We start from the raw sequence: 12009 nt of genomic DNA on the forward strand, positions 1-12009 counted from the left end.
CGATATATGGCTCAAAATTAATAGACGAGGTTATTCCATTTTCCAATGAACTTTCTACCGGGATAGATAGGGATACTTTCCTTATTAGTCATTTTGTACAGCCCGATCTTTTTATTCGAGTGAAAAGAGGAAAAGAATCTTTTGTTGAACAGTGTCTTTTGCAGGCTGGTGTTCGTTATAAGCGGGAAATTGATCAAGTATACCGCTTACCCAACGGAACAAAATTGCAAGATATCGATGTAATTACGGGGGCGATCGAGGTGCAGGATTTCTCATCCCAACAAAGTCTAGACACCGCCCAGATAAACGCAGGGGAAACCTGGTGGGATGCCTGTGCGGCCTCGGGAGGGAAGTCTCTTCTACTTTTGGATAAAGAACCGAGCGTTAAGTTGTTAGTTTCCGATTTACGAATGAGTATTTTGAGGAACTTAGATGAACGATTTCAAAAATCCAATATTAGGACGAACTATCGTAAAAAGATAATAGATTTGAAAGCCGACATTCGCGATATTATGCGCGGGGAAAGCTTTGATGGCATAATACTCGATGCTCCGTGTTCCGGCTCGGGGACATGGGGACGAACTCCCGAAATGATTCAGCAATGTTCCGAGGAATCAATTCGGGGATTTTCTAAATTACAGAAAGAAATTGTGTCAAATATTGCTCCGTATGTTAAACCTGGTGGCCAATTGATATACATAACTTGCTCTGTTTTTGCTGAAGAAAACGAAGAAATACTTATGTATATTCAGGAAAACTGTGGTCTAGTTTTTGAAGAAGGGGGAATTATCCCTGGTTATCACCGACAATCCGATAGCATGTATTCGGTTCGATTACGTAAGCCTTTTTAATATAACTTTTTTCTTAAAGTATTTGAAATTCTACTTTTGAAGTAAGCTATTTCTAAACTTAAATCTTCTGCCGAGCACGGTTTCATTGAATGGCGTAGGCCATAGCACGGCGGTATCTTAGTAGTTTGTCCAACTGTTTAAGCATACGTGTTTCTCTGAGAACAGTTATAACATACAAAATTGCAGTACGAACAATGGTTAATCGCATTTTCCGGGAACGACTAATACGGGGCAACTCGCCTTTCGTATAACCGATTCAGAGACACTTCCAGAAATAAAATGTTCAAAGCCAGTTCGCCCATTTGATCCCATAATAATCAGGTCGGCGGTCCATTCCGCAGCCGTGCTTAAAATTTCATCACGGACATTCCCGACTTTATTGAATAGAAAAACCTCCTGTGCATTCTCGAATTCCGAACTTATACGATCAAGATATCGTTGAGCGGATTCATGTTGTATTTCCGAGACTTCCGATACGATAATCGGTTGCTGACCTAATAGCGGATCAGCGCCGTATGCTGCAGGTGAGGTAGGTGGAACAACCGTCACTAAGGCAAGAGATGAATTGAACTCTTGTACCAAGTCTTTGGCATATTCAATTGCCTTTTGTGTACAGGGTGTATCGTCAACTGCTAAAAGTATTCTATTAAATCTGTGATTGCTCATCTTTTTATCGGATAAAAGTTAACTTCGTATATAGAACAAGCGAATTGTTTGAATTGTTTTAAGATATTTTTATGAAAATTGCTGTTTGTAACCTAACAATCGTTGCTCTTCGAAGCGCGGCATCTCATCGAAGTGAGATGGTTAGTCAACTGCTGTTCGGTGAACGGTTTGAAATTATTGAAAATCAGTCCGATTGGGCTTTTGTTCGGTTGCTCGATGTGAGTTACGAAGGCTGGGTCCAACAGGGACAATTTTTTACTTTGGATTCGGAATCTGTTATAAGGCATCCAAATGTTGGCTTTCAAGTTGTGAACATTACCGGAGCGAAAGCAAATGTCAATGAACGCAACACTATAGCGCTTCTACCTAGTACCCTTGTCCCTGAAATATCTCCAATAGGAAATGGGCACTTTCCTTTCGTTATTACAGGCGATTTGCGAACAGCCATTTCGAGTGATATTGAAGTAGAGCTGCCTAAGCTGATCAATTATTATGTTGATAGTCCGTATTTATGGGGCGGACGATCTCATTTAGGGATTGATTGTTCTGGCCTTAGCCAAGCAATCTATAGGCATTTTGGCGTTAAGCTTCCCCGCGATGCTTATCAACAAGCAGAGGTAGGTACCGTTGTAGATTTCTTAACGGAAATCAGAACGGGTGACTTAGCGTTTTTTGATAATCAAGAAGGTCGGATTACACATGTGGGAATAATGATTGATAACGAATCTATAATTCATGCATCGGCAAAAGTACGGATCGATAGAATGGATTCCGAAGGTATTTTTAATAATGATCTTAACCGCTACACCCATAAATTGAGAATAGTTAAGCGATACTTTTAGAGCGTTCGCCGATATAACCACTGCACAACAAAGAAGGTAGGTAAGCTAAAAACAGTGATGTTAATATGAGTATAAATATTTCGAATAATTTAGATTTTAAATTAGCAAGTAGTCGTTTATTTCCTATGCTATTACATCGTGATACGTCGATCGATTTCGATGAATCAGATGATGCATTTAATTTCGCAAAAAGAGGGTTGGATGCGTTCGAACAAGATAAATTCGAATTGGCATTTGAATTGTATTCTCAAGCGATTGTAGAATTTCCCGATGTACCTTTTTTTTATGCCTGTCGATATTTTACGAACTTAATGAATGACGAGGCGGAAGGTGCATTTTACGATTATGGAAAGGTTGCGTCTTTGGATAGGACGTATTGTGAGTTTATTTTCTACGTATTGAAATCTGCAAATGATCAATTATATGGATCGGTTGTTGAGCCGAACCGATATTCTACGTATGAAGAATTGTTAACTGTTGGCAAAGAATTGGTGTTACAAGGGGATATCGATCCGGCAATTCTAGTATTTACAGAAGGGATAGCGAAATTTGGAGAACATTCGTCATTGCTATATCAGCGCGGTGTTTTATATATTAGGATCCTAAGATATGATTTAGCCTATATCGATCTCCAAAAAGTAATTAGTTTAAAGCCAGATCATGCGTATGCGCGTTTATTTTTAGGAACGATTTATGAAGGAATAAAAGAATATGAATTGGCCTCAGATTATTATAATCAAGCGATTTTATTAAGGCCAGATGATGACGTCGTTTATCAGCAAAGAGCGGCTTTCTACGTAGCAAGAAAAGATTGGCGTTGCGCGCTAGATGACTATGATCGTTGCATTGACTTAAACTCTAAAGAAGCAAATTATTATATAGATCGGTCATTTATTTATGAAGAGATCGGGAATCTCGACGCAGCGCTTAGTGATACATCTGAAGCCGTTTTATTAGACCCTTTAAATTCAAGTATCTATTTGCATCGTTCGGATATCAAAAAGCAGTTGGGGGATCATATTGGCGCCGAAAATGATCGACAGATTTCAGAGAAACTCGACCAGGATAACAGAGGCGAAAACGATGAACTCGACGACATTGATGATATAGATGGTTGGAATGACGATTATATGAATAATTGATATTTGTATCGAACTGATTGGTTATTTTGTATTTGTAATACATTTAAGATATCTTTTTTATTTATCAAATATTTGATAAATAAAAAAGATATCTCCGCTCCTTGATCGTATTGAGAAGAGGTTGACACAGGAGATTCTGTGTTGTAAGCCCGTAGCTTAATAGGAGAGAAGGTAGGCCCGTTGTCGACGAACTTTCTGTTAATTTAGTCGTTAGACATTAAAACGGAAGTGCATGATATCTCCGTCCTCTACAATATAACTTTTCCCTTCTACACTTAGTTTACCCGCTTCTTTTACAGAGGATTCAGATCCATATTGTACAAAATCATTGTATTTAATTACTTCTGCTCGAATAAAGCCCTTTTCAAAATCTGTATGAATTACGCCTGCTGCTTGAGGAGCTGTGTAGCCATTCTCAATTGTCCAAGCTCGTACTTCTTGTACACCTGCTGTAAAGTATGTGGCTAAATTTAAAAGCGAATATGCTGCGCGTATCAACTTATGAACGCCGGATTCCTCTAATCCTAGATCCTCAAGGAACATTTTTCGTTCTTCATATGATTCCAATTGAGCAATTTCAGACTCTATTTGTGCTGAAATGACTAGAACTTCGGCATTTTCGTCTTTTACAGCATCTTTTACGCGTTCGACATATGCATTTCCAGTGTTTACTGATCCTTCGTCAACGTTACATACGTATAATACGGGTTTGACAGTCAATAAGGCTAGGTCTTCGATAAATTCAAAGTCCTCTGCGTCGATTGGTGTAGTACGCGCTGATCGTCCTGATTCTAGATGATTTTTTATTACAGAGAGAATTTCAAAAGTCTTTTTTGCATCCTTGTCTCCACCAGTTTTCGCCATTTTTTCGACCTTTTGAATGCGTTTTACGACAGTATCCAAGTCTTTCAATTGAAGTTCCGTGTCAATGATTTCTTTGTCGCGAATTGGATCGACGGAACCGTCAACATGAATTACATTTCCGTCATCAAAGCAACGAAGTACATGAATAATAGCGTTTGTTGTTCTAATATTTCCTAAAAATTGATTACCTAAACCCTCTCCCTTGGATGCCCCTTTCACCAATCCTGCAATATCTACAATTTCAATAGTATTAGGGACTATGCGTTGAGGATTAACTAATTCGGCAAGTTTGTTTATGCGTTCATCAGGAACGGTTATTACTCCGATATTTGGTTCGATTGTACAAAACGGAAAATTTGCTGCTTGTGCTTTTGCATTTGACAGACAGTTAAATAATGTTGATTTACCGACGTTAGGTAACCCAACGATACCACATTGTAAAGCCATGAAGTTTGCGTTTTTTTTAAATTCCACAAACATACGTAAAAAAAAATATTTTGTCCGCTTTGGAGCGGAAAATGCAAACTGTTAGCGGTCTTTGAATCCGTAGTTCGGTTGGTTGCAGTTTACGTTGGACCCCTTTGTAGTGGATTGCATATCCCCACGCTCAATTGAAATTAAGCTGAACGTGCTGATGCTCAATGTGTCGAGAGAATATTATTGCGTTTTACATTTTTTAACATTTATACGGTTAATCCTTCGTTAGTATTTTGTCGTCTTACTTACAAACATTTTTACAAGTGAAAAATTAAAAGGAGGGTGTTATGAAAAAGTTATTCTACGCAGCGATTTTATTAAGTTTTATTGGATTTGCTAAATCCGCCGACGCACAAGTAAGTGTGAACATTAATATCGGCTCCCAACCGTCGTGGGGGCCTTCTGGATACGACTATGCGCGTTATTATTATATGCCCGAGTTAGATGTGTATTATGACGTCTCGAGTAGGCATTACGTTTATCTCCAAGGAAGTAGTTGGGTGACACACGCTTCATTACCGCGTAGACATAGAGGGATTGATCTGTATCGGACGCGAAAGGTAGTGATAAATGACTCGTATCCGTGGAAAAGGCATAAGCATCATAGGTCGCATTACAGTCATCGCTCTCATAATAGATCCCATTACACCCATCGTACTCATAACAGACGAGATCGTGTAACTCATAACCATCGAGCTTATGATCGTTATGATGGCCATAAACGATATTCGAAGGGTAGTGGCAGCAAACATTATAAAAAGAGTAATCATAAACATTATAAATCGCACAAAAAACACCGAGGGCATAGGTAATCATTTTTAGCAATAAAATCCATTCGTTAATATTGAAATAGTTGTTTAATAAAAAAGGAGAGGGGCGTCTAAAACTAGGCAGCCCCTTTTCTTATTGGGATGAAAAGGTCTTTCTATTAAATTTGGCATATAATATTGTAAAAATAGGATAACGTAGGCTAAGCAGTGAAACATCGTCAAGTGAATTATTGTAGTTTTCGTAAAATGACATATTTCTCAGTTAATTATTTTGTGTTTACGCATCTAATAATTTAATTTTACAAAAAATTTTGAAATGTCGTTGATGAGCATGATAAAACGCAGGGATTTTATTGGAACTGTAGTGGTGGTTTTATGTGCATTTATACTTAGTTCGTGTAGCGGTGATATGTTAAGCAAAGCGGCAGGCACCATATCTAAAGTCGCAAATTTGGAATCCTCAAGCCAGGATACACCAAAAATAGAATCTTATAAGGCCACCGGCGAATTGACCAAAAGGTGGCGAGAAGCTGTTGTTTTTCCTGTGGATACGCTAGGCTCGGTTAGCATCGATTCTGTTAACAAATATATTAAATGGGAGCAACACCGTCGTCGAGATTCTTTGCGGCGCGCATTTGATAAACGGCCTAAACATATTTATTTTACTTTTGATGATGGGCCTCTTATCGGCAGCAATGCGATAGACTCAATCATTACGGCTAAGGGAATCAAGATAAGCACTTTTCTGGTCGGACGTCACAGTGGCATGTCGAAAGGGTTACGTCGTGCTTTTGAACGATATGAGGCAAATCCATTGATAGAATGTTATAATCATAGTTTTTCACACGCAAAAAATAAATTTACAGCTTTTTATAGTAACCCCGTTGGTGCGTATGATGATTTTGCGAAAAATGAAACGGATTTGGGATTGAAGCATAAAATCGTCAGAATGCCGGGGCGCAACATTTGGATATATAATGACATGCGCCGGATTGATCTTCAAAGCGGCGCTAGTACTGCGGATCTCTTATTTGGTGATGGATATAAAATATTTGGTTGGGACGTTGAATGGAAAATTCATGGTCTTACAGGAAAACCTATTCAGACAGTGGATGAGATCTATACGAGGTTACGTAATTATATGAACAATAAATCATCGATGGAGCCAAACAATGTCGTGCTTTTAATGCATGATGATATGTTTCAATCTAAGTACGGGCAGGAGCTGTTGTCACATCTTATAGATACTTTAAAACAGAATACTGACTTTTCGTTTGAGTTCATGAGTAACTATCCACATCGATATTAATAGAAGTAATATTCAAAATAAAAGCCATCAGATTTGATGGCTTTTATTTTGAATTGCAAAACTTGATTTATTCATTTATTGCACCCATGTTGCTAAACTTTTCAATACGTTCGCTTACTAGTGCTTCTTTGTCTTTTTGCGTCAACACAGCTAGATCTGCTAATATTTTGGTTTTTAAATTTTGGGATGTAGCCAGTGGGTCCTGATGGGCACCGCCCACGGGCTCTTCTATGATACCGTCGATTAAACCATTTTGTAACATGTCTTCTGCAGTTAATTTAAGAGAATCCGCAGCTTTTTCTTTTTGATCCCAACTCCGATAAAGAATTGAGGAGCAAGATTCAGGAGATATTACAGAATACCAAGTGTTTTGTAACATATAAACTCGATCACCAACGCCAATTCCCAAGGCCCCCCCAGATGCTCCTTCTCCAATAACCACGCAGATGATTGGCACGTTTAGCACGGACATTTCTAGCAGATTTCTCGCAATTGCTTCACCTTGACCGCGCTCTTCTGCTTCTAAACCAGGATACGCGCCCATTGTGTCGATCAGCGTAACGACTGGAACATTAAATTTTTCCGCCATTTTCATAAGACGTAATGCTTTGCGGTAACCTTCTGGGTTTGCCATCCCAAAGTTACGATATTGGCGCTCTTTTGTGTTTTTGCCTTTTTGATGGCCGATAAGCATAATTGATTTACCGTTAATGGTAGCCAATCCCCCTATGATAGCTTTATCATCTTTAACTGTGCGGTCTCCGTGGAGCTCTATAAATTCATCACAGATTAATTCTATATAATCGAATGTTTGTGGGCGATCTGGGTGACGGGACATCTGTACTTTTTGCCATCCGGTCATATTTGAATAGATCTCAGTTTTTGTTTGAGCCAGCTTCGTTTCCAACTCATTGATCGTTGCACTCATGTCAACTTTCGTTTTTTCTTGGACTTGTAGAACCTTCTCTATTTGAGTTTGCAAATCTGCGATAGGTTTCTCGAAATCAAATGTTGTTTGCATAATATGATGTACTAGTACACTTTAGCCTGCTAAGTTAATTTATTTTTGGTTATTATAAAATTTGTGTAATGTGGGAAATGGTTAAGATCCTTTTAATCAAGTTGTTATTTCTTTTAAAATTATGCCTTATCCATTTATAATTTGAGTAGAAAAATTGTGCAGTTATATTTTTGCTCAAAATATAGAACCAAATGAATGTTTTTGTAAATACCAATTGTTTGAAATCAATAATTATGATATTTTCGCGTAGATATGATGAGCGAAACGAAAAGGCGAAATAGCCATTGGCAACTAATTGCAAAAATCCTTTTATGGGTATTTTTGAATACATCATTTATATATTTTGGACAGTTTTATAAAGAACATAATTTTACGGATCGTGCCTCAGATGCTTTGAATTTATTTTTGTCGTTAAGTATTCTTTTTTCGATCGGTCGCTATATTCTTATTTTACTCTACAATAAGCGACATGAGCGTCGTATTGTTCGCGGGAATTTTGTACTTGGGGTGAATAGACTTACGGCGATATTAAATACGACGGTAGGGGTAGTGTCGGTTATGATTACGCTAGGCATTGATCCCCGAGATTTTGTAACGAGCTTAACCATCGTTGCAATGGCAATCGCGGTAATTTTTAGAGAATATATTACCAATATGATTTCGGGATTATTGATTATGTTTTCCGATCAACTATCAGTCGGTGATCGGGTTAAAATAGGAGATCATAATGGACGCATTGTTGATATTACGTTAACGAGTTTAATAATTCAAGATGAGGAAGACGATATGGTGATGGTGCCGAATAACTTGATTTTTGTTACGCCTATTGTGAATTTGTCCGCACATAGGTCCGCATTGGTTTCGATAAAATTTGAGATCCCGCTTGACCTTGCCGAAGATATTGATTTGCTGCAAAAACGAATACAAGAGAATCTTGTAAATCATCCTAATTTGATAGATGAAAATCCTACTGAGTTAAAAGTCCTCGCCATAACAAAGGATGCGGTCAAATGTAAGTTGGATATTCGCGCAATCAGTAGCAGCAATAGCTTACATCGCCAGTTAGAAAATGAGATTTTAAAAGCTGTCTTAAAGTTTAAGGCCGACCAGAATTGACGATTTTTTAAATTTTACGTATGCGAATATTCCTAACGAAGTGATGTGATCCTTTCTCTAAAATTAAATCGGCCCTATAACGGGTGGGGAGAATATTTTCACGTAAATTCGGTCTATTTATTTCGTTCCAAATATTCGTTGCCATTGCAATACTCTCCTTCTCACCCATATCTGCATAGCGGTGAAAATACGAATCTTTGTTTTGAAATGAAGTAGCGCGCAACGATTCAAATCGAGCGACGTACCACGCCATAATATCTGATTCGTCGGCGTCCACATAAATAGAATAATCGAAATAATCGGAAACGAACACATTATTTCCTGTTGTAGAATTTACTTGCAACACATTTATTCCTTCTACTATTAAAATGTCAGGCATTTTAACGACCTGTACTTGATCCTTTAGAATATCATATTCAACGTGGGAGTAAACCGGTACTTCAAACTTTGGTTCTCCTGATTTCATCGCAGAAAGAAAGTTTAATAGAAGTTTAGTATCATAGCTCTCTGGAAAGCCCTTTCTGTTAAGAATGTTTCGTTCGTTGAGTACTTCGTTTGGATACAAAAAACCGTCCGTGGTAACTAAATCCACGTTGGGCTTGTCCGGCAGCATTGAGAGTACCTTTTGTAATACTCGTGCCGTCGTGCTTTTTCCGACAGCGACGGAACCAGCAATGCCTATGATAAATGGTAGACGCTGTGTATGTTTGTTTAAATACCCATTTACTAAATAGTGCGATTCACGATATTGTTGCACGAAAATGTCAATCAAGTGAGCCAGTGGGAAGTATATGTCTTCGATCTCAGCAATCGTCAAAGGCTCATTTAATGCGTGAAGGTTTTTTACATCACTGGGCGCAAGTTTATGTGAAAATTGTCCATTAAGTTTCTTCCATTCCGCTCTTTCAACTAGTTGGAAAGGATTGTTAGCTCCATTATTGTCGCCTAAAGACATACCTTTTTATTTTTGAATGAGGGCAAATATACTACGTTAGCGAAAAATAATTAGGAAAAATTTAAACTAAATTGCTTTCGATTACAATTGGATTACTTAATATTTTATGTATCGGGCACTTCTCAGCAATTTTTAGCAGCCGGTTTCTTTGCTCCTCGGATAGCTTCCCTTGCAAATCGATATGACATTTAATATATGTTGTAACCTGCAATTCAGACGGTAAGCTTTCCATGCTTAAATTTACAGTTGCGGTTTCTAAAGGCCATGATTTTCGATCAGCGTACATACGCATCGTAATAACTTTGCAAGAGCCGAGTGCAGTTAAGAAAAATTCAGATGGAGCTGGGCCTTGATCAGTACCTCCAACATCTTGTGGCTCATCTGCGATTAAAACGTGCGATGGTTCAATAGTTACCGTTGTTTTGTATTTGTCGTTTCCGATGGTTACACACACTTCTCTAGCCATCGGTATTCCTATTAAAAAGGCCTTCAATAATTAAACTACCAGCCGCGGGGTTGGTTGCTAAAGGCACATTGTATAAATCTGAAATACGCATAAGCATTTGAATGTCTGGTTCATGTACGTGTTTTCCTAAAGGATCTCTAAAGAATATGATAGCATCTATTTTTCCTTCTGCAGTCATTGCGGCAATTTGTGCATCACCGCCCATTGGACCACTTAATTTTAGATCCACTTCCAGACCAGTCTGCAATATATACGCGCCGGTTGTGCCGGTCGCTACAATAATTGCGTTGCGAAGTTGTTCGACATGATCTTTAGCGAAAGCAACCATATCTGCCTTCTTTCCATCATGAGCGACAAGGGCAATAGTTTTTTTCATTCTAGTTTTATTTAAAGAAAATATAAGAAACAATAATGGCCGCGATAACCCCAACCAATTCCGATAATAGAGCACAAGGCAATGCGTGTCTTGTGCGTTTGATCGCTACCGAGCCGAAGTAAACCGCCAATACATAAAATGTGGTTTCCGTAGAACCTTGGATTACGCAGGCAACTCGCGAGGCAAAATCATCTGCGCCGTTTGTTGCCATAAGTTCGACCATAAGGCCTCGAGCTCCTGATCCGCTCAATGGTTTCATAAATGCGACAGGTAATGCATCAACGAAAGAGGTGTCAATACCCACTGATCGGATAATATAAGCAATACCACTTATGATATAGTCCATTGTGCCCGAGGCGCGGAAGACAGCGATTCCTACTAAGATAGCAACTAAATATGGGATAATTTTAACAGCTACATCGAATCCTTCTTTCGCCCCCTCAATAAAGGCATCATAAACATTAATTTTTCGGAATACCGCCAAAGCAATAAAAGAAACAAAAATGGAGAATAAAATAAGGTTTCCAACTACTCTGGATATAACGCTTATTTCGTCTTGTGATAAGGTGTTGAAGTAAAAAAGTGTTCCTCCAATTATCAAGATCATAGCACCTATATATGCCAATATCGTTCTTTGGAAAAGATTTATTTTCTGATAGAAAGATACCAGAATCAGCGCCGCCAATGACGAAAAGAATGTTGCTATTAGAATGGGTAAAAAGATATCCGATGGTTGAACTGCTCCCGCTTCTTGCCGATAGGCCATAATTGAAATTGGGAGCAAAGTAAGACTCGATGCGTTCAAAACGATGAACATTATTTGCGCATTAGAAGCTGTTTCTTTGTTTGGATTTAATTCTTGTAGCTCTTTCATCGCCTTTAGTCCTAAAGGCGTTGCGGCATTATCCAATCCCAACGCATTCGCTGAAAAATTCATTAAAATCGAACCTAATGCGGGATGATTTTTTGGAATTTCTGGGAAAAGCTTGTTAAAAAAGGGGCCCACCAGTCTAGCAAAGATAGCAATCATACCACCTTTTTCGCCAATTTTCATGATACCGAGGGCGAATGTCATCATACCAATTAAGCCCAGTGAAATTGACGCCCCAGTAGCCGCACTTTCGAAGAGAGAATTTACAATATTTTGGAATACT

Annotated in this window: 13 protein-coding genes; 5 read left to right on the top strand and 8 right to left on the bottom strand. The window is 38.5% G+C overall.

The genetic code is table 11. The features are described from left to right. Positions 1 to 851: RsmB/NOP family class I SAM-dependent RNA methyltransferase (locus tag HP439_RS14395; protein ID WP_172391036.1), on the top strand; the 851-nt coding region annotated here is incomplete at its 5' end. Between the two features lie 198 nt (positions 852 to 1049). On the opposite strand, the gene HP439_RS14400 is transcribed toward HP439_RS14395, so the two are convergent. After that, positions 1050 to 1517, bottom strand: a complete 468-nt coding sequence (locus HP439_RS14400; RefSeq protein ID WP_172391037.1) for a universal stress protein — start codon at positions 1515 to 1517, stop codon at positions 1050 to 1052. A gap of 71 nt (positions 1518 to 1588) precedes the next feature. Between HP439_RS14400 and HP439_RS14405 the strand changes: the two genes are divergently transcribed. Further along, positions 1589 to 2359 (top strand): C40 family peptidase, encoded by a 771-nt coding sequence (locus HP439_RS14405; RefSeq protein WP_172391038.1) that lies wholly within the window; start codon positions 1589 to 1591, stop codon positions 2357 to 2359. A gap of 65 nt (positions 2360 to 2424) precedes the next feature. Then, on the top strand, positions 2425 to 3501 hold the full coding sequence (locus HP439_RS14410; RefSeq protein ID WP_172391039.1) for a tetratricopeptide repeat protein: 1077 nt from the start codon (positions 2425 to 2427) through the stop codon (positions 3499 to 3501). A gap of 210 nt (positions 3502 to 3711) precedes the next feature. On the opposite strand, the gene ychF is transcribed toward HP439_RS14410, so the two are convergent. Beyond that, entirely contained in the window at positions 3712 to 4812 is a 1101-nt protein-coding gene (ychF, locus tag HP439_RS14415; protein WP_172391047.1) for a redox-regulated ATPase YchF, read from the bottom strand. A gap of 399 nt (positions 4813 to 5211) precedes the next feature. Beyond that, positions 5212 to 5658 carry a hypothetical protein gene (locus HP439_RS14420; RefSeq protein WP_172391040.1) on the bottom strand — a complete coding sequence of 149 codons (447 nt, stop codon included), beginning with the start codon at positions 5656 to 5658 and terminating at the stop codon, positions 5212 to 5214. Between the two features lie 279 nt (positions 5659 to 5937). Here HP439_RS14420 and HP439_RS14425 point away from each other — a divergent pair, with 279 nt between their 5' ends. Beyond that, positions 5938 to 6921 (top strand): polysaccharide deacetylase family protein, encoded by a 984-nt coding sequence (locus tag HP439_RS14425; protein ID WP_246229376.1) that lies wholly within the window; start codon positions 5938 to 5940, stop codon positions 6919 to 6921. 67 nt (positions 6922 to 6988) lie between these two features. Here HP439_RS14425 and HP439_RS14430 read toward each other — a convergent pair whose 3' ends face one another. Next, positions 6989 to 7942 (bottom strand): acetyl-CoA carboxylase carboxyltransferase subunit alpha, encoded by a 954-nt coding sequence (locus HP439_RS14430; RefSeq protein WP_172391041.1) that lies wholly within the window; start codon positions 7940 to 7942, stop codon positions 6989 to 6991. 252 nt (positions 7943 to 8194) lie between these two features. Between HP439_RS14430 and HP439_RS14435 the strand changes: the two genes are divergently transcribed. Further along, a complete protein-coding gene (locus tag HP439_RS14435; RefSeq protein ID WP_172391042.1) occupies positions 8195 to 9058 on the top strand; it encodes a mechanosensitive ion channel family protein in 864 nt (287 codons plus the stop codon). A 7-nt stretch (positions 9059 to 9065) separates the two neighbouring features. Here HP439_RS14435 and coaA read toward each other — a convergent pair whose 3' ends face one another. The 4 genes from coaA to HP439_RS14455 form a co-directional block, all read right to left on the bottom strand. After that, positions 9066 to 10013, bottom strand: coding sequence for a type I pantothenate kinase (coaA, locus tag HP439_RS14440; RefSeq protein WP_172391043.1), 948 nt, complete (start codon positions 10011 to 10013; stop codon positions 9066 to 9068). A gap of 61 nt (positions 10014 to 10074) precedes the next feature. After that, complete coding sequence (locus tag HP439_RS14445; RefSeq protein WP_172391044.1) at positions 10075 to 10479, bottom strand: OsmC family protein; 405 nt, start codon at positions 10477 to 10479, stop codon at positions 10075 to 10077. Beyond that, positions 10472 to 10855: a methylglyoxal synthase gene (locus HP439_RS14450; protein WP_172391045.1), complete on the bottom strand. Its 384-nt coding sequence runs from the start codon at positions 10853 to 10855 to the stop codon at positions 10472 to 10474. The genes HP439_RS14445 and HP439_RS14450 overlap by 8 nt, the downstream gene beginning before the upstream one ends. 7 nt (positions 10856 to 10862) lie before the next feature. Next, positions 10863 to 12009: nucleoside recognition domain-containing protein (locus tag HP439_RS14455; RefSeq protein WP_172391046.1), on the bottom strand; the 1147-nt coding region annotated here is incomplete at its 5' end.

It is taken from the genome of Sphingobacterium shayense (assembly GCF_013179575.1).
Classification (GTDB): Bacteria; Bacteroidota; Bacteroidia; order Sphingobacteriales; family Sphingobacteriaceae; genus Sphingobacterium; species Sphingobacterium shayense.